Annotated in this window: 27 protein-coding genes; 2 read left to right on the forward strand and 25 right to left on the reverse strand. The window is 58.2% G+C overall.

Annotated elements, in window-relative coordinates; translation table 11 throughout:
• Positions 1–134: 134 nt before the first annotated feature.
• The 7 genes from DZG07_RS21015 to DZG07_RS21050 form a co-directional block, all read right to left on the reverse strand.
• On the reverse strand, positions 135–860 hold the full coding sequence (locus DZG07_RS21015; protein WP_245429546.1) for a hypothetical protein: 726 nt from the start codon (positions 858–860) through the stop codon (positions 135–137).
• Between the two features lie 699 nt (positions 861–1,559).
• Positions 1,560–3,452 carry a hypothetical protein gene (locus DZG07_RS21030; protein ID WP_133304770.1) on the reverse strand — a complete coding sequence of 631 codons (1,893 nt, stop codon included), beginning with the start codon at positions 3,450–3,452 and terminating at the stop codon, positions 1,560–1,562.
• Between the two features lie 36 nt (positions 3,453–3,488).
• Positions 3,489–3,779 carry a hypothetical protein gene (locus tag DZG07_RS21035; RefSeq protein WP_119920298.1) on the reverse strand — a complete coding sequence of 97 codons (291 nt, stop codon included), beginning with the start codon at positions 3,777–3,779 and terminating at the stop codon, positions 3,489–3,491.
• A gap of 168 nt (positions 3,780–3,947) precedes the next feature.
• Positions 3,948–4,235, reverse strand: a complete 288-nt coding sequence (locus DZG07_RS21040; protein ID WP_119820509.1) for a hypothetical protein — start codon at positions 4,233–4,235, stop codon at positions 3,948–3,950.
• Between the two features lie 76 nt (positions 4,236–4,311).
• Complete coding sequence (locus DZG07_RS23970; RefSeq protein ID WP_162931682.1) at positions 4,312–4,449, reverse strand: hypothetical protein; 138 nt, start codon at positions 4,447–4,449, stop codon at positions 4,312–4,314.
• Positions 4,433–4,678 carry a hypothetical protein gene (locus tag DZG07_RS21045; protein ID WP_119820512.1) on the reverse strand — a complete coding sequence of 82 codons (246 nt, stop codon included), beginning with the start codon at positions 4,676–4,678 and terminating at the stop codon, positions 4,433–4,435. The genes DZG07_RS23970 and DZG07_RS21045 overlap by 17 nt, the downstream gene beginning before the upstream one ends.
• Positions 4,678–5,544, reverse strand: a complete 867-nt coding sequence (locus tag DZG07_RS21050; RefSeq protein ID WP_119820514.1) for a chitinase — start codon at positions 5,542–5,544, stop codon at positions 4,678–4,680. The genes DZG07_RS21045 and DZG07_RS21050 overlap by 1 nt, the downstream gene beginning before the upstream one ends.
• 90 nt (positions 5,545–5,634) lie before the next feature.
• Here DZG07_RS21050 and DZG07_RS21055 point away from each other — a divergent pair, with 90 nt between their 5' ends.
• Complete coding sequence (locus DZG07_RS21055; protein WP_133304771.1) at positions 5,635–6,495, forward strand: outer membrane beta-barrel protein; 861 nt, start codon at positions 5,635–5,637, stop codon at positions 6,493–6,495.
• A 4-nt stretch (positions 6,496–6,499) separates the two neighbouring features.
• Here the strand turns inward: DZG07_RS21055 and DZG07_RS23975 are convergent, their stop codons facing one another.
• From DZG07_RS23975 to DZG07_RS21095, 8 genes are all read right to left on the reverse strand, one after another.
• A complete protein-coding gene (locus DZG07_RS23975; RefSeq protein WP_119920299.1) occupies positions 6,500–7,924 on the reverse strand; it encodes a hypothetical protein in 1,425 nt (474 codons plus the stop codon).
• The gene (locus DZG07_RS21065) at positions 7,925–8,137 is read right to left on the reverse strand and encodes a hypothetical protein (RefSeq protein WP_119820523.1); all 213 of its coding nucleotides are present in this window, start codon (positions 8,135–8,137) and stop codon (positions 7,925–7,927) included.
• A gap of 60 nt (positions 8,138–8,197) precedes the next feature.
• Positions 8,198–9,730: a hypothetical protein gene (locus DZG07_RS23980; protein WP_133304772.1), complete on the reverse strand. Its 1,533-nt coding sequence runs from the start codon at positions 9,728–9,730 to the stop codon at positions 8,198–8,200.
• The gene (locus tag DZG07_RS21075; protein ID WP_119820527.1) at positions 9,730–12,369 is read right to left on the reverse strand and encodes a phage tail protein; all 2,640 of its coding nucleotides are present in this window, start codon (positions 12,367–12,369) and stop codon (positions 9,730–9,732) included. Before DZG07_RS21075 ends, DZG07_RS23980 begins: the two co-directional genes overlap by 1 nt.
• Positions 12,370–12,393: 24 nt before the next feature.
• Positions 12,394–12,837, reverse strand: a complete 444-nt coding sequence (locus tag DZG07_RS21080; RefSeq protein ID WP_119820530.1) for a GNAT family N-acetyltransferase — start codon at positions 12,835–12,837, stop codon at positions 12,394–12,396.
• Positions 12,834–13,517: a hypothetical protein gene (locus DZG07_RS21085; protein ID WP_119820533.1), complete on the reverse strand. Its 684-nt coding sequence runs from the start codon at positions 13,515–13,517 to the stop codon at positions 12,834–12,836. The genes DZG07_RS21080 and DZG07_RS21085 overlap by 4 nt, the downstream gene beginning before the upstream one ends.
• Before the next feature lie 66 nt (positions 13,518–13,583).
• The gene (locus DZG07_RS21090; RefSeq protein WP_119820536.1) at positions 13,584–14,213 is read right to left on the reverse strand and encodes a hypothetical protein; all 630 of its coding nucleotides are present in this window, start codon (positions 14,211–14,213) and stop codon (positions 13,584–13,586) included.
• Entirely contained in the window at positions 14,213–16,342 is a 2,130-nt protein-coding gene (locus DZG07_RS21095; protein WP_119820539.1) for a tape measure protein, read from the reverse strand. The genes DZG07_RS21090 and DZG07_RS21095 overlap by 1 nt, the downstream gene beginning before the upstream one ends.
• Positions 16,343–16,373: 31 nt before the next feature.
• Between DZG07_RS21095 and DZG07_RS21100 the strand changes: the two genes are divergently transcribed.
• Entirely contained in the window at positions 16,374–16,646 is a 273-nt protein-coding gene (locus tag DZG07_RS21100; RefSeq protein WP_133304773.1) for a hypothetical protein, read from the forward strand.
• A 14-nt stretch (positions 16,647–16,660) separates the two neighbouring features.
• Here the strand turns inward: DZG07_RS21100 and DZG07_RS23985 are convergent, their stop codons facing one another.
• From DZG07_RS23985 to DZG07_RS21145, 10 genes are all read right to left on the reverse strand, one after another.
• Positions 16,661–16,813, reverse strand: coding sequence for a hypothetical protein (locus DZG07_RS23985; protein WP_162931517.1), 153 nt, complete (start codon positions 16,811–16,813; stop codon positions 16,661–16,663).
• Between the two features lie 26 nt (positions 16,814–16,839).
• Entirely contained in the window at positions 16,840–17,223 is a 384-nt protein-coding gene (locus DZG07_RS21105; RefSeq protein ID WP_119820545.1) for a gene transfer agent family protein, read from the reverse strand.
• On the reverse strand, positions 17,223–17,669 hold the full coding sequence (locus DZG07_RS21110; protein WP_119820547.1) for a phage tail tube protein: 447 nt from the start codon (positions 17,667–17,669) through the stop codon (positions 17,223–17,225). Before DZG07_RS21110 ends, DZG07_RS21105 begins: the two co-directional genes overlap by 1 nt.
• Before the next feature lie 73 nt (positions 17,670–17,742).
• Complete coding sequence (locus DZG07_RS21115) at positions 17,743–18,159, reverse strand: DUF3168 domain-containing protein (protein WP_119820550.1); 417 nt, start codon at positions 18,157–18,159, stop codon at positions 17,743–17,745.
• Entirely contained in the window at positions 18,160–18,618 is a 459-nt protein-coding gene (locus tag DZG07_RS21120; protein ID WP_119820553.1) for an HK97 gp10 family phage protein, read from the reverse strand.
• Positions 18,615–18,968: a head-tail adaptor protein gene (locus tag DZG07_RS21125; protein ID WP_245429547.1), complete on the reverse strand. Its 354-nt coding sequence runs from the start codon at positions 18,966–18,968 to the stop codon at positions 18,615–18,617. Before DZG07_RS21125 ends, DZG07_RS21120 begins: the two co-directional genes overlap by 4 nt.
• Positions 18,955–19,143 (reverse strand): hypothetical protein, encoded by a 189-nt coding sequence (locus DZG07_RS21130; RefSeq protein WP_119820558.1) that lies wholly within the window; start codon positions 19,141–19,143, stop codon positions 18,955–18,957. The genes DZG07_RS21125 and DZG07_RS21130 overlap by 14 nt, the downstream gene beginning before the upstream one ends.
• A complete protein-coding gene (locus DZG07_RS21135; RefSeq protein WP_119820560.1) occupies positions 19,143–19,673 on the reverse strand; it encodes a head-tail connector protein in 531 nt (176 codons plus the stop codon). The genes DZG07_RS21130 and DZG07_RS21135 overlap by 1 nt, the downstream gene beginning before the upstream one ends.
• Positions 19,597–19,863 (reverse strand): hypothetical protein, encoded by a 267-nt coding sequence (locus DZG07_RS21140; RefSeq protein ID WP_119820563.1) that lies wholly within the window; start codon positions 19,861–19,863, stop codon positions 19,597–19,599. Before DZG07_RS21140 ends, DZG07_RS21135 begins: the two co-directional genes overlap by 77 nt.
• Before the next feature lie 44 nt (positions 19,864–19,907).
• Positions 19,908–21,188, reverse strand: coding sequence for a phage major capsid protein (locus tag DZG07_RS21145; protein WP_119820566.1), 1,281 nt, complete (start codon positions 21,186–21,188; stop codon positions 19,908–19,910).
• Between the last annotated feature and the right edge of the window lie 11 nt (positions 21,189–21,199).

Genomic DNA, 21,199 nt, shown 5'->3' on the forward strand with positions numbered 1-21,199 from the left:
GGTTGGAGCCCATTTGGGCTTCCGCCTCTTTTCGGGCGGAAGTAATTGCGTCATATGTCATTCGATCTCTCCTCTTGTGCGGTGGCCGTCAAAAGCCACGGTGTGGAGCGTGTACCGCGATCACAGAACCTCCATCACGCCGCCACCCTCATGTTTTCGCGTTCCGCCATCAGCATTCGGAAAGTGTGCAGGAAGTACAATTCCGCAGTCTCTGGGGGCCAGTATTGAAGTTCGATGCCCAAGGGATCATCGTGCTTTGTATGCCAAGGCATGGGCGCCATATTGGCCAGCTCATCAGCGATAATCCGTGTATCGGCCTCATGCACCTCGGCGGGCATCACTGGTGGCAGGTCGAATGTTTCACAGACGGCAGCCATTACGTTCATCTCTGCGGCCTTGTAGTCACGTAGATGCCGCTTCAGAGGGCGCGGCACGTCGACCAGGTATGCTTCGCTGGCGTCATGCAACAGAGCCCACAGAGCCGCCTTGTTGCCGTAGTGCTCGACAATCCAGCGAGTCATCAGTACCGAGTGTTCCGCCACGCTGTAAAACTTATGGCAGTGGCCCGCATATCGGCATTGCAAGCTCAGGCTGTGCGCAATATCCTCGATGCAGATTTCATCAGCGCGTGGATCTAGCGGCCAGAACTTCTTGCCGGTGTACGTCTGCATGAAGTCGCCGTGGCGACTATCGTTGGCTGGCGGTCCGGCAAGCGGGTTGTTGCAGTCCGGGATCCAATACACCGTATGGTCACCTTCCGGCGAGCCAAGGTCAATACCAACAGTAAGCGGCCCAAACGTCTCCATCGGCGTCAGATCATGCTCGACGTATCGGCGGGCGACGCTGTCCCAGTGTTTCATCGATTCCGCTCCTCTAGTCCGCAGGCGCGCATTGCCCGAAACAACAGATCGTAAACACCGCGTCGTGTTCGATGGTGCCCTTCGGCAAGCGCGACTACCATTTCTTCGTCTTCACCGGACGTGGCGCCATTGACAGCATTGTCGCCAAACGTGAGGGAACCCTTACGCCATGCGGCACGAAGGGCGCCGGCGAAAGGTGGTGTCTTTTTCATAGCAACGGCATAATCCGCCGTGCCGTCAGGCCTCGTGAGAACGTTGGCTATTTCCATTATGCCTATAGTTCTCGCGCGGTCTTCACTCCCGCCTGGAAGCAGGTCGAAGGTCACTCGTATCATTGAAATCTCTCCTCGGTGGTGGTTCGCCTGCTTGGTAGGCGGGCGAAGTTTGGTGGTTGGTTGACTTAGCCGGGATACGTTTCGGCGTAGGTGTACCCTGGCCAGCAGATCACTCCGCCCGCATGCAAATTCACACGATGTGGCGCACCGTCGATACCGAACGCGTACCGAAGCCATGCCACGATCAGTCGCCAATTGGACGGTGTTCCTTCTAGATGTTTCGTTTTCTGTCTGATGCGCCACACGAACCGCGCCGAATTGATTACGTGCTTCAGGAAGAGCAACCCAAGAGCCGCGAAAAGCAACGCAACAACTAACAACACCGCCCACCCGACAACGAGAGCAACTGAGGTCATCGACGACATCACGCCACTGCCCTCCTTGGTTCGTTGTCATTCGCGGCTTGCACGCGGAGAACGGGGCGTGCGGCTCGCCACTTGCCATTCTGCAGCGTGATCAAAGTGCGCTTGCCGTTGGGATACTGGACGATGTGCGCAACAGCCCACGAACTCGGCCCTTTGTTGTAGCCATGGCGCAGGTTCATCGCTCCAGCGCAGTACACGCCGTCCATGATTTCAGGCGAATGCTTGTCGCCGATCGACATCTTCCGGCCGATACGCGCGAAGCCAGAGATTGTGCCCTTCGAACCGTTCGCGCCTCTAAACCCATGGTTTCCGCATTCCACGCCGTCGACAACGAAGCTCGCGCCGTCATGAACCCACTTCACGCCATCCAGTCCATCGTCGGACAGCATGCGCACGGCGGCCTCTAGCAGGCTGAATGTCGGCACGGGCTCGCCCGCGTCGAGAGCCTTCGCCTGTGCCTCCCGTGCGGCCAGGTAGGCGTCATCAAGCTTCAGGCCGTATCGGACGTTGATGCCGTCATTCCTGTACCGACCTTCCCGAATGTATCGTTCCAGACCTAGGTCGTGATTGCTCTCGACCACCACAGGAGTGATGCCGGCGCGCCGAAGACGCGTGAGGAACCTAGCCACGGCCGCAACTTCATCCATAACGCTATCTCGACCACGCACAGCCATTTCATAGAAATGGGCGTTGTCGTTGGCGTGGTGATGGCTTCGCGTTTCGTTGTCGAAGACGTCGTGCGCCATCACGACGTCTGGCTGCAGCGTGTCGATCACATTGTCCCGGTACGTGGTGGTGGTGTCCGTGCCAAAACCGAATGTGGCGAGGGCGTTTTGATGGTCAAGCTTGCGCTCATGGACGTCACCGCACACTACGGCCCGAACTTTGTGACCAGTCGATACCTTCCCGTTGGAGACGAAGATATCTAGGTCGTAGAATGACCCATCATCCGCCGCGCTGATTTGGCGTGGGAAGATATCGCCGACGGCGTCAAACTCGACGATCGTGGCGCCAATGATGTGATGAAAGATGCTCTTAATTCCAGCCTTGCGCGGTATGACCTTCGGCTGCGTAACCGCCCCCGTTGTCATAACCTGATGCGCCTGCACGGCGGGATCGGTCGACGGAACCGACTTCAGCTGAAGCTTGGCATGTGGGAATACGGCCCATCTGCCGCGGCTGTACGTGACAAGATCAGAGATTGGTCGCGCCGCGGTGGGTAGTGTGTTCATCTCGCCAGCGAAAATGAAGTTTCCGCCGACTTCCATCTGGCCGAATGCGATGAAATCCTGAATGAGCGGCGAATACTGCCGAGAGGTCGGGGAGTTTTCGTTGAACCAAGAGGTTTCGTAGGTCCAGGGGCCGACCACTATTTCCGCGCCGATGTGGGCTGCGAACGCGCGAAGGTTTGTCCAGAACTGCTCATGGACTGGAGCGTCGTTCTGCGCCCCGGTAAACAGGTATTTCCGATTTCGGCAGTCGGCCACAGGGGCGACGCGAAGGGTGTCAGATACCCACGTTTTTGGCGCTCGTTCCGACTCGACGTAGTCTTCCTCGTTCCGGTCATACCTAAGACCGGTTTGCGCCTCGACATGCACTGCCTCTGGATTGATGAGAGGGTAACGAGTCCCGGTCATCATTTCCACGAGCCACTCCCGCATAGTCTCGGCTCGTGCCGAGGCGTGCTGCCCGGCTGACTTCTTTGTCGTGGTGGCTACAGGTAAGACAGGGTCGGCCAGCAACCCCTGTGCCGTTGCCCGCTTGATGCTGTCCTGTAGCGCGCCGCGTGACAAGCCCAAAGCCAAGGCTGTTTTGGACTGGTTGCGATCGTTGGCCAGATACGCAGAAACGCGCGCAGCCAGAACTTCGTCTGGAATCGGTGGTGTTGGCAAAAGTGTTAGTCCTTGTTGGGGAATGGTGCGGCGGCGTTAGGACGGCTGCCCAGCAGGCTTGTCGGTCCAGTATTTGCCCGACTGAAGCAGGCAGGCCATGCCGTCAGTGCCAACCGCCACCGCGGACCATGTTTCGCCGCCGGGAGATACGAAGATGACCAGGGCGACTTTATCGGTGGCAACTCCGTAGCTTGCGGGAGTTTCGTTGAACTCCGACTTCAGAACCGAAGCCATCGCCGAAGTTGGGGCGCAGTTCGGGTCATCGGCAAAGGCGGGAAATGCACTGAGGGATAGAGCGGCAATTGCCGCCGCAAAAATCTTCCACATGGTAGCTCCTCGATGTGGTGATCTACGGTTGGTAGCCGTAGGTGGTGGTGTAGTCAGTGGTGTAGGTTTTGGTGATTCCAACATTGGATTATTTTGTTACATTTGTCAATGTTGTTGTAGCCTAAGCAATAAAAAAGCCCCGCCACCTTGCGGCAACGGGGCTTATGGTTAGCTCGAGCGACGTGGCGGCTGCCGTTCAAACGCGCGATCGATGCGCTCACTGATAGAGTCTATCCGGTTACCGATGCCCTCGATCGCGCGCAGCAGCTGTGCCGTTTGCTCCTGCATGCCTTGCTTGGTCGCGAACACCTCAGCGGCGTGAACCTTATGCGCGGCCAGATCGCGCTGAGCCTTTTCTCCCTTCTCGCCGGCCTTCTGGATCATGTCGTACATTTTCCAGAACACACCGGACAGCGCGGCGAAGATCGCTAGGGCGATACCTACTTCGACTGTCATCCTACCAGACCTCGCACGCCTACCGCGAAAGACAGCACGGCAAGCCAGGCCCAGCAATATGCAGATTTTGCATACATCATGGCTTCACCCCGCACAGTTTGGCCAGCTTTTCGTTCTCGGCCAGGATTTGCCGCGCCGTGCCAGCGGTAAGCTGGTCTTCGACAGACGGGCGCACCGCCTTGGCCACGTCGCAATAATTACCGCTTGCCGTCACGCATCCACCTATCAAGGCCGATACGGACATCAGCGTCGCCAAGGCGATCCACTTCATCTTCGATTTTCCGTGCTTTGTTGATTGATTCGAGACGCTGTTGCGCCTGCTTTGCGGCCGCATCGGTCTTGCCGCGGCTATACGCGGCGGCAAGGATTGCCAGGGCTACACCCGCTGCGGCGATCCAGCCTGCGAACCGCGACCAGAGCGCGGACCATAGGGTGGCCAGCATCACAGCGCTTCCTTGATGCGCTTGATCTCAACCCGGCCAGACATGACGAGCCACAGACCGATACCGCCGACGGCGAGCAACAGAGCCAAAGCCGCGAAGCCCCACGGCCCGCCAGTGAACGCGGCAAGACCACCACTGGTTACAAGGCCGGAGCCGATCGCCATGAGCGACTTGCTCTCGCCTGCCGGAACGTCGTCGGGCTTAGCGGCCTCAGCCACGACGTCTTTGGTCTTGACGTCTCGAGCCGCAACGATGCTATCGAGGAAGTTCTTGTAGTACCCGGCAATCAGAGTGGCCTTGTCAGTGCCGTTGACAATGGCGCGTGCACCAACGGGGTCCTCCTTGCCGGCGCCGAAATACTGGTCTAGGCGGGCGGTGGTGAACATACCCTTCGTCATGCCGTCGAAGAGAATGTGAACCGCAGTTGCAAGCTCGAGCGCCTTTTCGGGATTGGCTTCAATACCGAATTTCCGGTAATTGTCGCGGAACGTGATCTGTGGCAGGCCACGACCCCGAAAACGGTAGCCGTCCTCCTTCGTGTCGTTGCCTTGCCGACCGCCGTAAACCTTATTGGCAAGAGCGCGAGGATTGCGGGCGTATGGCTTTGCGGCGGCAACAGAAGCAAACCGAGTAGGCCAAACCTGCCTAATGCGCGCCGCCGAATAGTTGAGGTTTTCTTCGACAGGCTGCATCTTGCCGCCAGTCTCGTGGAATGCCGTCGCGAGCATGTAGGCCAAATGCTGGTCTGGCGTGCCGCGCTTGTAGGCTTCGGCAAGAATTGCCTCCATGCCGGCCACCTGGCTCGTCGAAAGACGGCCGCCAAAAGGCGCGCGCCTCGCATACGCGAAGAACGTTGTGTTGTTCATTATATCCTCTGGAATAGGAAAAAGCCGCCCAAAGCGACTGGACTTCAGACCGGAAACGAGTTTGTATTTCCGTGGCTTATGGGGGTGGGGATGAAAATCAGGATTTTACTGACGGCTGCTGCCGCACTTCTGTCCAATTCGGCTTTCGCCGAGGACGCTTCCACTTTCGCTGGTTACTACGGTGGCGCTACTCTTCACCTAGGAAAAACCAAGGACGTCGCTTATGATGCCTGGTACGACCTCGGCGAAGGTTGGATCGACCGAAACTTTCAAATGGAAAAGCCAGCAGTCGGTCTATTCGGTGGATATAACCATGAAGTAAGCGGCTTTCTGGTTGGCATCGAAGCTTCGCTCCGGGCGGACACCAGTTCACAGGACACAGCGGCAACCGAATCCTACAAGACGAACTACGTGTGGCCTGACATCGGAGACGAGGTGAACGAACTCGTAACCAGCGGTGAAACTGGCGTGGCCAAAATAGACATAGGGCCGTACCGAGCAGGAACCACCACCAAATCGTGGACAGATTACAGAGAAACCGCTTCACCCATGATCTCAGCGCGCGTCGGAGCAGCTTTTGGTGACGTCATGATTTATGGAAGGGGTGGTCTTGGTGCGTCAGTGCTTTCCGTCCGCAGGCACACAACATCAACGGACACCAATTGCCTCGCCGGAATTACTGAGGTGGAATATTCACCACTCCATGCCTCATGGGGGCAGCCAACCTGCGTGGCCACCTCTTTGTCAGAAAGCGCGACGGCAACAAGCAAAACGTCTCGAGTGGCACCGAGCGTGTCAGCTGCAATTGGCGCGGAGTACAACTACGGAAAATACTTTGCTCGGGCCGAGGCCGAAGTCAGCCACATCTACTGGGGCAGCGACTTATTCCCAAATGGTGACTCTGGCGCCACCAAGTATCAGCTAGGTCTAGGAGTGGGCATCCGCTTCTAGCCGATCAACCCTCCAGCGCGGCGATGCGCGCCTCAAGTTCATCAATCTTGTCGAGAAGCCAGCTAGTCGCCGCCCAAAGGTAGGGCGTGCGCTTGCCCTGATCGACGCCCCATGTCTGATAAGCCGCTTCGATCTTCACTGCGCCCTCGGCGCCTTCGACCGTTGGGTTGCCGTTCGGATCGATCCAGCGAACGCCGCCCTCTACCCAATCCTCTCCGGTAACCGGGTCTTGCCATCCGCCTTTGCTGGCCAGGTCAGGGGATAGGGCGTAGGATGTCTGCGCACCCCAACCAACCGCATATTCGCCGGTCTTTTTCCACGTAAAGTCGCGGACCGGGTCCGCACGGATTATCGCAATGGCATCTGCCGCGTCATACTGTCCGATGAAGTCCTTCAAAGTTTCATCCGAAGACGTGACGAATTGTGTCGCCGTACCGCTACTGGTTATGCCGCCAACTTGGCCGTTGGGGTTATAAACCATGTGATGGTAACCCGTTCCAACGAATTCCAACGATGTTTGCACCATACGGCCACCCAGACCAACGCCACGACTAGCGCCGGTTAGAGAAAGCGTGCCGACTACAAAGCTGGAATCTATCGGTGAGTACGGCACAAGATAGGCACCTTCATCAGGCGCAACTCCTGAAACACTTGCCGAAGCCTTAAAGCTTATTCTTCCGGTCGGTAAGACTTCTATCGCTGCCGCAGCGGTAGAACCGCCGATGCCAAGGCTTGTCCACCCGGCAGACGAGTTTCGATACCCGTTCGAATACATCCCCAAAGCATTCGCGCCGTTGCTCCCGAGATACCCTATAGTTGTCGCCAGATGAGAAAATCCAGGCGACCAGAAATTAGACCATTCATCAACTCCAACTGATACCCCGCGATTAAAGCGCTGGTTCGATGCCCAGTTGCTTTGTGCTCCATTAAGCACGGGTACCGTTGCTCCAGATGTGCCGGAGTCGAGCACTGCCGCGGTGCCAAGACCGAGTGTAGTGCGCATGGCCGCCGCATTGGCATCGTCCAACAGACCTCGCGCCGCAGGCGTGAAGTCTGTCAATGCCGCGACGCCTGCGCCAGTGTAATACGGCAGTTTGTTCGCCGCGCTAGTGAGATTTGCCAGCGCTGCAAGATTGCCGTTGGTCAGAAGTTCAAGCAGCTGCCGCGTCGTCTCCTGCATACGTGCTGTGTCAGGCGTTATGCCGATCTCGTAGGCCGCCGTCGTCTGCGCGCCGCCCAGCCATGCATAAGCAAGGGTGAGCGAGGTGTTGCTGTCGACCGAGGCAATGCGGACGCCAGAGCCCTTGTGCGTGCCGAATAGGTCGCCGGGGCGGATGGAGTTTAGCCATGCGGTACCCTGCCCGGTAACGGCGGTACCGCTAGCCGCAACCGTGGCAGTGCCTGTGTTGTAGAAGCTGGGAGTTGGCACTTACGCCTCCTTCTCGCCGCTGGAGAGTTCCGCAAAATGATCGACTTTGGCCTTCAGCTTTTCGATATCGGCGGACTGCGCCTCGACCGTGCCGGCCAGTTCGAAGGCCTGCTGAGCCAAGAGCAGATTGCGGTTGCGGTAGAACTCGATGAGCGCCTGCGCCTCGACATAGGCGGCCTGCGGCGCGATCTGCACCTTCTGGGTGTCGGACATGAAAACTCCATGGCTGGAAACCGCCGTGAAAGGGCGGTGTCGAGGCAAATGAATGTTGGCTTAGAGCGAGGTCGGAATGCCGAAGATGTAGTAGCGGATACCGAGAGGGTCATCGCCTGCGTCGCGTATGCCGCTGTTCGGGTTTGCTGGATCAATCCACGTGTTCCCGCCAGTGCACATGTGAAACTTCACCGACGTGTTGCTGATGAGCGCCACGGTGCCTTCATTGCCCTGCGTCCAGTTCAGACCGGACGAGCCGTAAAAGACGAGCATTCGGGAGCGTGGCTCCCGATATTGAAGGCCCGCAGTGCTGGTATTCTGCTTCACGATCATCTTCACAAATGGAATGAAGCCGGTATTCGTGAAACTGATCGTCTTGGCTTTGTTGCCAAAGCGCGTGCTGGTCGCGCTCTCGGTGCAATCGCTTGGGGCCAGCCATCCTTCCGCGATGATCGGGATGTAGGAAAACCTCGTGTCGAGCAGGATGTCGCGAAGCTTTGTCGATGTGTCAGACGAGCCCGGCCTCTTGATCTGCACAAAGTCTTGAATGCCGTCGTTTCCGCTGAAGAGGATTTTTGATCCACCCGTCGAAGGCGTCGAATCCTCATTGTCAGCACAGAGCATGTAGCGAACCGTGATCGAGGCGCTTCCGGTGTTGTAGACCGTAACCGTCGACCCCGAGATGGAATATTCTAGCCCGTTCTCGGTGTTTGCCGCAACCTGACCGGTTGTCGCCGGAGGCCAGATAACCGACCCGCCAGTGAAATACCAATTCCAGTCCAGATATGCTGTCGCCGGTATAGGGACGGGTGACACGACTGCCGTGTTCCCGCCGGCCGCGATGGTGATCTCACCAGCCTTCAGAACCTTGGCGTAAACCCGATCGCTGTCGAGGATAAGCTGCCGGCCAGTTGCCGAGCCAACATCAAAGCCCGGCCGAGCGACCTTTACCGTCGTCGGGTCGATGCGAACATTGCACTGACCCGAAACTGGCGTTGCAGTGGGACTGCCAATCGCTACGTTGTCGCATGGCAATTCCCACACGGTCGATACGTATGTTCCACCGCTATCTCCGACGGGCGCGGTGAAATAATACACCCATCCTCCAGGCGTCCATCCGTTAGGCGCCGCCGTTTCGCCGCCCCTAGCAACATACCCTGGCGCAGACACGTGCACGCCGCTATTGCTACCAGTATTGTAAGTGGTGTACCGGCTCGCCCCTGCCGAATAGCGCCCGTTCGACTGGCGCGTCCGCACTTCAATCATTGGATTGAAAGTGTAGGGAGGTGTCCCGAAAATGCGGTTGACGCTGAACCACCCTTGGCGAAGGCCTAAATAATACGTGTAGTAAAGCGCATTGCCGGAGGTAGACCCCGCCGGCCCATATACTGGCGTAGAACCGGAAGATTGAAACGCAGAAAACGGTACGGACCAAAGCCCCGTAATGTAGCCGATATCCTGCATTTCAGAGTTGAAGAGGAACTTGCCGTAATCCGTATTTGGCGTCGTATTCGGATCGTCGGCATTGTCCTTCATGACCTTGACGGCGCCACCGCCGCCAGAGGTCTTTCTGCCAAGGAATAGACGGACCATCAGGTGAATATCTCAATGGAGGCATTGCTGCCGTCTCCACGGATGTCGAGCTTGCCGTTGAAGCTGCGCTGGCGTCGGAAAAGGACATCTCCGATACGGGCATTTTCCATGTAGGCTACTCCGCCGGTGAAGACGAAAGGCGCGGCGTTGTTTGTCCCATCGGTGACGACAAACTGGTCAGCAACGAACGCCACCCGCGTTGGTGAAAGGGCAGAAGCCGGCACATCGATGAACATTGCAGCCGATCGGTACGCCCCTGCCCCACCAGTTCGGGCCTCGATGCCATAGCGGGCGGCGTATCCAGCGGGACCAGCAGACGCCGACATGCGGACATTGACCGCGGCAGAGCTTCCCCCCATCGCGACGAAGAGCGCAGTTATGGAATCGGCTTGGGCAGAAACTTGTCCGCCTATCGACGATACCTGGGCACTCAGAAGCGTTACGGCCGACGCCGTTGCCAGCGTTGGAATTGTCGCCTCAATCGTCGTCAGGCGCTGGCCAATGGCCGAGTTCGGCCCCGTTGCTACAGTGATCGCATCGGTGTAGGCGGCGGTAATCTCGCCGGCCTTTGAAACGAGTTCGATCTTAAGCTGTTGCTTGTCTGTATAGTTGGCGGCGTCCTGATCTGCTGTCCGAAGAGCGAACTGCTCGGCCATCCAAATCAGTTCACGAGAGCCGTCACGAAGCCACTCCGTGGCGTCGCCGACAAACTCCTCGATGTCCTCGATCATGCCGGGCAGATAGACGTCTTGATCGCCTAGACGGATGTCCAGAGTCGTGACGGACAGCCATCCAGACCACTCCCATGGGCGATCTGATCCAGGCACGTAACGGCCACGCACTTGATAGGCGGTCAGCGGGAGCAACGACTGCGAAATCAGAATGGAGGCAACAGCCACGTTATCGGTGCGGCCGCGGTAAACTACCGTTCCGCTAGTTGCCAGTCGGACCTCGAACGCTACAGCGGCGACGTCAACTTGGTCGCCGTCCCACGCCAATAGGATGGCTGGGCGCCGTCCCGAACCGGTGTTGTCAGGGATAGTTGATGCTTCTGCATACCAATCAACGATCGGCTGCGGGCTTGGCCGATTAGGTCCAAGCGGGCCAAATACCGGCGGCTTGTAATCGGTCGATGGGTTCCAGTCATAGTCCGCGGGATCGACCTCGGTGAGGTCAAGCATCACATCGAGATTTGCCCGATCCGCGACACCGTCGACGCGAAACAGCTTGGCTTCGTAGCCATTCCGATTCGACGTCCAAGAAACGATGTCACCCGGCTCAAGAATCCATGCAGCGGGCGAAAGCACCAGCGTGTGCCGCCTTGCTCGCCTGCCTTCGGCAAGCGCTGACTTCATCAAGCGCTGGACCTGCGTCGAGCGATAGACCATGTCCAACTGGACATCGGCCATCAGGCGGCGATTGCCGTCCTCGGCTTCGAATGTCGTGTTGAAGAGAGCCGGAGCAGATTTAGTATTCCAAGCTTCGGCCGGCTCCGGATACGAGGCGTTGATACCGTTGATGGTATCGGCCAGACCAAAGAACGGCGTGAATTCTTGCGATTCCGTCGACAGAATGTCGTCATCCGAAAAGGCAAAAACTGGCGCGTCCGGCTCGCCGACGTATATCTTGTAGATGCCGCCGCTTTCCGAAAGCCTGCCTTGGCAGCCCGTCAGGATGGCGTCGACCGCGTCCGCGATCTGAGCGCCGACGTGGATTTCTCCGCCCGTCAGATACTGCTTTTCAGTGCCTGTCGTAGTGGCAACAAGCGCACGGCACTTGTTGATCTGCGCAATCCAGTCTGCACTCGGAAGACGGACGCTAGGCAGATTCTGCAGGCCATAAAGCCAAGCCCCACCATAGGTGATGCCGAGTAGGAGGTTGTAAATCTGGACTGCCGGAAGGTCGTCGCCGTCTCCGCCCCATGTTGCGGGATCGGAGCGGCGGTGCGCACCAGAGCCGCCAGCCGTCGAGTCCTTCGTGATGTCATAGAGCTTGGCGCCCTGCACCTCGAATTTGAACTGCGGAAATCCGGTGAATAGTTCTTCTTCAACCTGCGAAGTGATGACTGCATAAGCAACACCGCGACCGACGCGTGTTGACGACCAAGGGCGTGTGCCGCTGGAAACGGTACCGGCAAGAAAGGGGTCCGCGACGGTCTGCGTACCGTCGTAGAACTTGACCCACATGTGGTTGTTGCTGCCCTTGGCATACTCAACAACCGGAAAACCCCAATCCCCGTAAGACGCATCGCCTGTGTCGATAGTGACGGGCTCGCCGTTCACCCAAAGCTGGCTGATGCCAGTGATCGGAACGTCGGAAAGCGCGATAACCTGAGTGAAGTAGGCGTTCGGCGTCTTGCCTGCCTTGCCCCACGTATTGGCGTAAACCAGAGAGCCAGCCGTAACGGTGCGGCCGAAGACGAACGAGCGCGGCACGTCGCCGCCTGCCTGAAGTGTGCCTTGCACACTGAATTGCGGTTCGTCGGGCTGTCCGGCGATTGCTTTGGCGAGGAGATTGAGACCGATGCCGACGGCAGTCTTGAGGAGGAAAGTCCCGATCGCACCAAGGCCGCCGATAAAGCTTGAAATGGACGCAAACGCACCGCCTATCGCCGCGGCGATACCGGAAAAAAAGGCCATCGATGTATCCTGAAAAGGCGCCTGTCAGCGGGCGGCGAGCGGCTTCATGAAATGGCGCTCAGCCGCCGCGTATCCGCAGCGCTCGTAAAGCTTGGTCGTAATGGGATCGGCACCCAAGCCAACAAGGTTGGCGAACGAGCATCCCCGCTCTCGAGCCCAGGCCTCGTAGGCGGCAATCATGTGCAATGCTGCACGACCGCGGTGGGCTGGTTCAATCCACCACATGATTTCTGTGGCTACTTTGAACGGGCCGAAAGGATGCGCGCCGGCCTGCGCCGCCAATACGCCTTGGGCCGTGCCGTCGACGTCGTAGACGAGGCAAACACGGTCGACATCTGTCAGGCAGGCGTCGAACACGAGCGAAGCATGCGCAGCATGTAATGCGAACGGCAGTCCCGCCGCGACGTGAAACGACCGCGCCATCATGAGAACACGCATCTTGTCCGCGACCACGGCGCGCCGGATCAATGGGGAACTCCGGACAGCACAACGCCAGTCATCTTGCGCGTTGGCGCACTGACAGAAATCTTACCCTTCTGGCGACCCCAGAAATGCTCTTGTTCGCCCACAACCGTAACATCGGCAAAGAAGTTGTCGGTCGCACTTCGAATCTTCTGGCTATCGTTGGAACGTGTATCCGGGTTGCCGCGCGTCATCTCTTGAGTGTGCGAGGCACACGTCAGGACGATCGAACCAACGTCGTTTTCTTTAGGGGTGGTGATTTCAACCGTATCGACAAAGCCAACGAAGCGGCAGAAAGCCGGCGCCACTATCTGGCGCGTTTCGAGGCTTAGTAGGCCGCGATAGATTTCCACGCCGGCCTGCTTCAAGTCGTAGCCGCGAACGATGTTCTCAACCGCAGGATCCAGTTGCGACATTTGGATTGTCACATTCTGGATCGTCAAATTGGAAACAAGCGGAATATCGCTGATCTGAATCAGCGTGCCGGAACCTTCGAAGTTCCGCGTCACCGAAAGGCCGGTGTTCGGATTCAAGACAGGCGCCGAAACGTCGCCAACGTCAGACCAGAAACCGTACGGGAACGTCGCGCCGGTATCTCTGTCGCGTGCCGTAATCCAGAGGAAGTCGCGGGCAACCAAGGCGCGCGCCTGCAATGCCGCCAGGTTGGCAGCCGAAATGTTGCGCATGTTGTCTCGCTGGGAATGAAAAGGCCCGCTCGAGGCGGGCCACTAGGTAGGGCTTCAGGCGCGGGCCTAACGGCTCTCGACTGCCTGGAACGTTATCGTTCCGCGCCCTGTCTGTAGTTCTGCAGTGGTCGACAAAGAGCCGGGAACCTGCGTCATGAGGCAGGACGGCTTTACAACTGTAACAGCGTCGTTCACCGCCGATAGAGGCCACAGGTGCGGCCGCACCTCAAACGTGCCTGTAACCCCACTCCCGTTGGCCGTGGCGGCCTCCAGAACTTGATGCAGGTTGGACGTTCCAATCTGAATGTAATCGCCGATGCGAACCGTGTATCCGACGGGCAGGCCCTTCAGTGAAATCGTCTTACGATTGGCCGCAATACTGTTGACTTGAGCGCCGCTGACTGTGCCCATACCGACACCGTTGGGATAGGCGATCGGATAGCAGCGGCTAGTTGGCCAGGCGCGTAACTCTTGGGTGCCACCCTCTAGGGCCTTCATCCGAGCCCGCCACTCGTCAAGCTCGTTCGGCCGCATCGACCGTGACTGGAATGTGGCCGTCCACAGCGGGGAGCCGAGATCCTTTACGATCGTTCGACCGCCCGCCGTGCGGCTTTGCTCTTGTCTATACAAGACGTCGAATTCCACTGACCAACCGGGGAAGATGTCGAGGAAATTGTATGGGTAGGTGATGGCCATTACAAATTCCTAGTCTTCTGGGCTCGCCGAACGGTGTTGACCACTCGCGCTTCAAACTCTTGCTGCTGTTTGGCAACCACCCGCTCAAGCCGGTCGACGGCCGCAACGTCTGCTCCGCGCGCGTCGATGACGGGTGCGAATGTCATGTTGGGACCGTTGTTCTGATTGGCCGGCGCATGAATGCGCGGCATGCGCGGGGCGCCTACCAGGCCACCGTTGGCGTAGCTGCCGAAAAGTGACTCGATATTGCGGAGGCCAACTTTGTCGACAGTGTTTTTAGGAACGACATACTCGCCCTTGTGGACGATGCCTGCGGGCTGATACTTGCCGCCAGACCCGGTGTATCCTCCTGATGCAAAGCCGAACAACTTGCCGATAAAGCCGAAGCCTTTTTCGCTTCCGCCGCCAAACGCGCTATCAAACGCCATATCGAGAAGCTTGTTTCCGATTTTCGTAAGCGCATCCGCAAAGATGTCTGCGGCTTTCTTTCCTTCGATGAAGCCATCAACAATGCCGCGCGTGAGATCCTTCTGGAAATCGCGCATATCTTCAGCGCGCTCCCGGATCCTGTCCTGGCTCTCACCAAGTTTGGCAGCTTCAACCGTGGCAAGCGCATATTGGTCGGCTAGCGCCGCAATCTCAGCCCGCAATTCTGGCGTGACCTTTTTGCCCGCCTCTTTTGCTGCGTTCAGCAGTTCTTGTTCCGCGCGGGCCTTCTCGACGGCATAGCCATAGTCATCAATCAGCGGATTGAGTTGGCGCTGCGCTTCAGTCTCAGCGATTGTCGCCGCGGTGCTGTCCGTTATACGCTTCGCAAGCCGCTCATATTCGTCGGCTCGTTCCTTTGCGCCTTTGCGACCGTTGCCTTTGCCTTTTTTGGAAGGGGCATCATAGTCGGACATCGAGATGGGGTTTACCCCACCGCTCTTAGCCGGCAGTCGCCCAGTCTTCGAGACACTGTCAACCGACCGATCAATAACCGACCCGTAGACCCGATTAACATAGGCATCAACGGCCGCCTTCGACGCACCCGAAACTTCCCCGGCGCCATCACCGCCGAACCGCTCACTCATAGTGCGGTTAGACTGCATACCGATAGCTTGACCGAAGCGCGTGCTCGCGGCCCACTCGCCAACTTTGTCGGCTCCAACAGCGGAGCCCGCTGCGGCTGCCATATTGTTCAGCGCATTCGAAAAGCTATTTAGGAACTCAGCGCCAGACTGCAGCCATCCTATAAGTTTTCGAACCTCTTCGCCGAAGGACTCGAAATTGATGCTGTTGATATGGTTGGCCATCTTTTGGAAAGCGTCGGCCAAGTCCGTTGCTGCAAGGCTTCCTTTGGCGAATTCCCGCGTACCATCAATCATCGCAGTCTTGACGTTTTCCAACGCCTGCGACGTGGTCAGAACCGCGTTCTTGACCTTATCCTCAAGGATGACACTGCCAGCCTCGAATGCTCTAAAGAAAACTTCCGAGGATATGGCCCCGTCGACAACAAGTTGCCGGAGTTTCGCCACCGATCCGCCAGCCTCTTTCAAGCCAGCAGCGGCGGCCTGTGCTATAGGAAGAGCGCCTTCCAGAACGGAATTGAATTCTTCCGCCCGCACAACGCCAGAGCCAAGCGCCTGACTCAGCTGCAGGAGAGCTCCGGAGGCCGACTGCGCGTCTGTGCCAGCAACGCGAAGCGCGAGCGCAACTTTGTCGGTAAAGCCGAGCAATTCCTCCTGCGAAACGCCGAGTTCTTTCTGAACAAGCGCCGCTCGGCCGTACAATGTAACAAGCGTCTCGAGCGGTGCAGCATTGGCCACAGCGCTGTCACGCAAGCGTCCATAGACGCGCTCAAGCTCTGCGCCGGATAGGCCAGCAACCTTTAGCGCGTTGTCAATGCGTGTCGCCGAATCCAGAAGCGACTGTATTCCCCTAACGCCCCCAGCGACCGCAAACGCTTTAGCAATCCCGGTCCCCATCGAATTAAACTGGCTCGAAATATTGCGGTTCATCTGCTGAAAACGACGCTCAATTCTTCGCGTGCCGTTATTGGCAACGCCCTGAGCCTTGTTCATCGCATTCTGAAACTGCTTGAAATCTGCCGATAGTTGCACTACCAGTCGTTCAATATCAGTCGCCATTAAAGTCACCGGGGGAGTTATGAGAAAATTCTTGATGCTGACCCTGGCGGGGATGCTGGTCGGCGGGTATCTCTTGAAGGGACCGCAAGAAGCGGAGAGCGCATCTGCACCAGTCAATGCCCGGCCGGTTGCGCAAGAAACCTATCGTTTGGTGCACGCAATCGGCAATGCGGAGAAGGTATCGGCAAAACGCCTCTCGAAGGGCGAATGCGAAGGCCGCAAGAAAGATATGGCGATCGTCGCGGTGGCCTTGCGTTCTGGCGGATCTGTGACATGTCTACCAGACAGCCTATTCAGCGACTGACAGGCACGCGCTCACTAACCCTTGCTTTGCATCCACTCCCAAAGCTCGTCAGCTTCCTTGCCTCCAAGCTTGCCGTCGTCCGGTGAATTCGCCTTAACGAAGCCTTCCAGCGCGGCCATAAACTGCCACACGCTCATCTCGTTGATTTGCTGTGGTGAAAAGCCCATGGCTGCGCCGTTACCATAAATGGCCGCTATTCGAAGTTTTCCGTTGGGGAGGTCGTCGAGTCGTTCTCCGCCTCCCCCTCGGCTTCCCCCAGTTTTTCCTCCGGCGCTCCTATTAGCCCCGCAGCCAAAACTGCCTGCGCGACCGGAACATTCTCCATCGGAGGTCGGGCTTCGACGTAGGTGCGAACCTTTTTCAAGGAGTCAGCCGGTGCCATGCCTCCGCCTATCAGACCGAGGCGAATGACGTTGGACACGTCTTCCACGCGCCACTGGCCAGAATGCAGGCGATTGAGCACGACGTATGGCCCGGCATCCGTCTTTTCCTGAAGCTCGCCAAGTTGGCCCCATCCTAGGCGGAAAGCATACGTGCCGTCCGCCCAGTCCAGCTCAATGCGTGCGTCGCGGCTCATTACGGCGTTGCCGTCCAGAGCTTCGTAACCTGTCCATCGGACTGCATAGAGACAGAAAGCTGCACTCGCCCACCCTGCTCTGCCGACGGATTGAAGCTGTCGATGTGGAACGGGCCGGTGAACGACAGAACGCCAGTCGCGAACTCAATCTCGACCTTGGCGTTGACAGGATCGGTACTGTACGCCGCGTCCGTCCAATCCTGAATGGATTCCGCCGCTACTAGCCCTTCGCCAGTAATGGAGGCCGAAAGGCTTTCCGTGTCGCGCGCAATCCAGAATGGGGCGTCGGGATCGTCGCAATCCGGGATCGTTATTTCGGTGAGGTTCTTGGAAAGCGTGAAGGCTTTCGACGTAAAGCCGCATGGTGCGGTGAATACCTCCGGAGAGGCACCGTCGCCAAGAAGAATGCGGAACTTTCCAAATTTGGAAGTAGTCGGCTGCGCCATAAAAAGCGACCTTTCAGATATGAAAAAGGCCGCTCTTGGCGGCCGATGTGGTGGGAGTTTTTGGTGCTGAGAGCTATGGCTGCTCAATGATCGCTGTGAAGCGAACCGAGGCCTGTTTCAGCGTGCCGTTGGCGATGTAGTCGGTGCGCCAATGTTCGAACGTAGCTAAGGCGTTCTGCGCCAGCGTAATGTCGGAGCCGCGGAATGCCTTTCGGATGGCGTCGGCAATGTTCCGCACTTGCGGGTGGCCAGGCTCGATCGACCATGCGTCGATCTGGATCATCACCTCGCCGCCATCGATACAATCGGCATCTTCCGACTGAAAATTGGACGGGCCGATGCTGATGTATGGATAAGTCGTAGCCTGCACGTTGCCGTTTTGGTCAAGCGGCGGCTGGTCATAGGATTTCTGGCCGACCAGTGCAGTAACAGCAGCAAAAGACCGAAGGCGCTGAATGATAACGCCTTGCAGTTCAAGAACCGGGTCCATCTAGCCTCCTGCCGCTATCGCCTTCGCAGACTTTGTAATGGCGCGTGTGATGCGCGACTTGGTGCGACGCCGGAGCGCGCGGTAGCTGACAAAGAAGAAAGGTTGCGCCGACGTGCCGGGGTGCTGAGTGCCTGCATAGAGGCCGCCATTTTCGTGGGCCTTGGTGGCGAATTCGACTAGGTGGGCGTAGCGCACCTTCGAATTGCCGGCATAGATCGTCAGTGTAAGCTTGCCGCTTGCGGACTTCACCGAAGCAATGCGCTGGCTATATTTTGGCGCGTCACCCCAGGTCCAACCGATGCTGTCGCGGAGTTCACCGCTATCGACAGCAACCAAAGATTTCATCATTGCGACGATTTCGTTGGCACCTTGCTCCATCGCTGTTTTGATTGCCGCTTCAGCAGCGGCCGGCAACTTCTTGAGCTTGCGGTTCAGCCGACTAAGGCCGAGTACCGTCACGATGGCTCACCCTCAACAACCAGCATCTCAAGATAAGCGTTCCGCTCATCCGGATTTACGATCGCCTTGATATTGTAAGTCCTGCCGGTTCTCGCGTTCACAGCCCGCCAGGCAGGAGTGATTTCTCGCGTGCGGGCGGAACTGCGAACGGTCAAGAGAAACGGCTGTACGCCCGTTAGGCGGGCCGCTATGACGGGCTCGCTGCCAAGCCGTGGAGCCAGGCGAGCCGGCTCGGTGAACTGGTCGGCAAATGGACCCGTGACATCGTTTCCATACCCATCCGGCACAACGCCGCGAACCTGAAAGGTAATGCGCTCCGACAGTGAGCCGGCGCCGTTACGTTTTCTCATCGGCAGCCTCCGGCCTCTCGCCTTTACGTGGTGTCTTCAGGCGCACGGCCTTGCCCGCCGCAACGGCGGCATCCGCCGCCGCGCGCGTGACATTGCCCGTCCAGCCGGCCTTATAGGCGATCGTGCTTCCGGGAAGGCGGAAGTCGTGGTCGGCCGTAAAGTGGAGCCAGGGCATCAGGTGTAAAACCTGTAGTTCGAGAGAAGGCTATCGAAAGCCGACCAGTCAGCATCATCGACACTGCCGCGGTTCTCGTAGAGATCCTCGATGCGTAAAAGCATTGCGTGTTTCACGGCGGGTGGGCAATTGGTGAATCCAGCAACGGCCGTAAGGGTAATGAGCGAACCGGGCTGTGTAGCCGGCCAAGACTGGCCGTACTTCAGAACGAGGCCGTCGCCACGTAACTCGAAAACCGTGTCTGCGAGGACCACAGTAGCGCCGCCCGTATCGACATACTCGATATCAGCATCGGTGACTGGCGTCACCGGCAGTCTTGCCAAATCCGCCCAGCACGTCGCCTGCGCCTCAACCACCTGCGATGCAAAGCGCGCGCCGCAGTACTTCTCAACATGATCTCGAGCGACAGAAATCAAACTACCGATCAGCGCATCATCGTCGTCGTGAAAGACGTTAAGATGCCTCTTCGCCTCCACCAGCGAGATCGGCTCCGCCGACGGCGCTGTCGTCACCTTCGGTGGATACCACATCAGGTTTGCCCTTCTTCCGCTTCTCGATGACGGGCGACGCAACAGCGCGTTCAATTCGCACTTCGACTGCAGGAACCGCATAACCAGCGTCGATTAGCCGGACAGCTTCTTCCTGCGGAAAATCGCGCTCATCGCCCGGCGCGAGCGAATATTCGTTACCCGCTAGGCCGATCAACATCTTGATATTCATAATCTCTCCTTGGAAGGAGGCGGGCCGAAGCCCGCCATCCAAGATTAGGCAGCAGCCATTACGAGGTGCTTGACCGCAGCGGTATCACCGAGTTCGCCGTCAAAACGGATCAGGCCTGCGATGCCGAGATCCGGCCAGAACCGCTCACGAAGCACGCCGATAACTGGCGAGCCAACCTTGCGGACGAAGTACTTCGAGAAATCGCCGAAGATGACCGGCTTCGCAGACGCTGCGATAAGCGGAACGTCGTCGTTGATCTCGTAGCGGAAGCCGAGCAGGGTGCCGGGCTCACCCTTCTGGATGTCGCCCGCCGACCAGATGTAGCGACCTTCGGCGTCCTTCAGTTTGCGGATGGCCGCGAGCGTCAGATCGGCAAACTGCCAGCGGGTCTTCGGCGAACGGCGGTAGGCCGCGTTGACCGAATGCAGCAGGTCGATGAGTTCGTCCGTGGTCAGTGCTGCGGCTGCGGCGGCAGTCTTGCCGAGCGAGGATGCGGTCACAACGCCATTCGGGTCGCCAGTGCCATCACCGATCGTCAACTCGCGGTTCGCGATACGGCCAAGACGTTCGCCGAGCAGGCTGCCGAGAAGCGACTCCATATTGAAGATAGAGTCAGCAGCCAGCTCCATCGAGAACTTCACGAACTCGGTATCGTAGACGTAGGCGGCCAGTTCCTTGTTACCGAAGACAGCGTCCTGCGAACCGTCATCCGCAATCGCCGCGCCTTCAGTATGCTTGGTACCGGTCTTGGACGTGTCGTCGATGGTCGGGATGTTGATGACATTACCGCCCGAGGTCGTAATCACCGTGGCAATGTCTTCATTGTACATCGGACCCCAGTCCTTCATCGAACGGATGATGAAGTCTGCGAGTTCGACAGGCACGGTATAGCCGCCAGCAGAGGCAGTTCCGGTGTTCTGGGCGCGGAATTCCTTGGCAGACTGCACGCCGGCCTTCAGAATCGTACGCTCTTCAGCGTCGAGTTCGTCAAGCGAGGCGCCACCAGCGAGGAACTTGTAGAATACCTCGCGGTACTCCTTCTTTTCGCCTTCATCTTGGCCGCGGACATCGGTGTCGGCGCCCGTCGGACGCTGGCGCTTGCGCTCTTCGTCAGCGCGATCGGCGAGGCGCTTTTCGGCGTCTGCAAGGCGCTGCTCGCGCTCGATCAGCTTCTCGATGCGGTCGAACTCGACCATGATCGTGTCGTGGCGAGCGTCGAGTTCCGCAGCGCGGGCTTCATCGGTGTTGGTCTTGATTTCATCAAGCGCTGCACGCGCCTGCGCGACAAGCGAGCCGCGCTTTTCGTTCAGGTCCTTAAGGGACATGGTATCTCCAG

It is taken from the genome of Mesorhizobium sp. DCY119 (assembly GCF_003590645.1).
Classification (GTDB): domain Bacteria; phylum Pseudomonadota; class Alphaproteobacteria; order Rhizobiales; family Rhizobiaceae; genus Mesorhizobium_M.

Coding starts and splice junctions, on each gene's coding strand:
- DZG07_RS21140 (WP_119820563.1), bottom strand. CDS start 19,863: ATGAATATCAAGATGTTGATCGGCCTAGCGGGTAACGAATATTCGCTC.
- DZG07_RS23985 (WP_162931517.1), bottom strand. CDS start 16,813: ATGGGCTTTTCACCACAGCAAATCAACGAGATGAGCGTGTGGCAGTTT.
- DZG07_RS21040 (WP_119820509.1), bottom strand. CDS start 4,235: ATGACAGTCGAAGTAGGTATCGCCCTAGCGATCTTCGCCGCGCTGTCC.
- DZG07_RS21015 (WP_245429546.1), bottom strand. CDS start 860: ATGAAACACTGGGACAGCGTCGCCCGCCGATACGTCGAGCATGATCTG.
- DZG07_RS21115 (WP_119820550.1), bottom strand. CDS start 18,159: ATGGACCCGGTTCTTGAACTGCAAGGCGTTATCATTCAGCGCCTTCGG.
- DZG07_RS21095 (WP_119820539.1), bottom strand. CDS start 16,342: ATGGCGACTGATATTGAACGACTGGTAGTGCAACTATCGGCAGATTTC.
- DZG07_RS21050 (WP_119820514.1), bottom strand. CDS start 5,544: ATGAACAACACAACGTTCTTCGCGTATGCGAGGCGCGCGCCTTTTGGC.
- DZG07_RS23980 (WP_133304772.1), bottom strand. CDS start 9,730: ATGGTCCGTCTATTCCTTGGCAGAAAGACCTCTGGCGGCGGTGGCGCC.
- DZG07_RS21105 (WP_119820545.1), bottom strand. CDS start 17,223: ATGAGCCGCGACGCACGCATTGAGCTGGACTGGGCGGACGGCACGTAT.
- DZG07_RS21110 (WP_119820547.1), bottom strand. CDS start 17,669: ATGGCGCAGCCGACTACTTCCAAATTTGGAAAGTTCCGCATTCTTCTT.
- DZG07_RS21075 (WP_119820527.1), bottom strand. CDS start 12,369: ATGGCCTTTTTTTCCGGTATCGCCGCGGCGATAGGCGGTGCGTTTGCG.
- DZG07_RS21035 (WP_119920298.1), bottom strand. CDS start 3,779: ATGTGGAAGATTTTTGCGGCGGCAATTGCCGCTCTATCCCTCAGTGCA.
- DZG07_RS21090 (WP_119820536.1), bottom strand. CDS start 14,213: ATGGCCATCACCTACCCATACAATTTCCTCGACATCTTCCCCGGTTGG.
- DZG07_RS21065 (WP_119820523.1), bottom strand. CDS start 8,137: ATGTCCGACACCCAGAAGGTGCAGATCGCGCCGCAGGCCGCCTATGTC.
- DZG07_RS21055 (WP_133304771.1), top strand. CDS start 5,635: ATGAAAATCAGGATTTTACTGACGGCTGCTGCCGCACTTCTGTCCAAT.
- DZG07_RS21045 (WP_119820512.1), bottom strand. CDS start 4,678: ATGCTGGCCACCCTATGGTCCGCGCTCTGGTCGCGGTTCGCAGGCTGG.
- DZG07_RS21145 (WP_119820566.1), bottom strand. CDS start 21,188: ATGTCCCTTAAGGACCTGAACGAAAAGCGCGGCTCGCTTGTCGCGCAG.
- DZG07_RS21085 (WP_119820533.1), bottom strand. CDS start 13,517: ATGCGCAACATTTCGGCTGCCAACCTGGCGGCATTGCAGGCGCGCGCC.
- DZG07_RS21130 (WP_119820558.1), bottom strand. CDS start 19,143: ATGCCCTGGCTCCACTTTACGGCCGACCACGACTTCCGCCTTCCCGGA.
- DZG07_RS21135 (WP_119820560.1), bottom strand. CDS start 19,673: ATGTGGTATCCACCGAAGGTGACGACAGCGCCGTCGGCGGAGCCGATC.
- DZG07_RS21125 (WP_245429547.1), bottom strand. CDS start 18,968: ATGAGAAAACGTAACGGCGCCGGCTCACTGTCGGAGCGCATTACCTTT.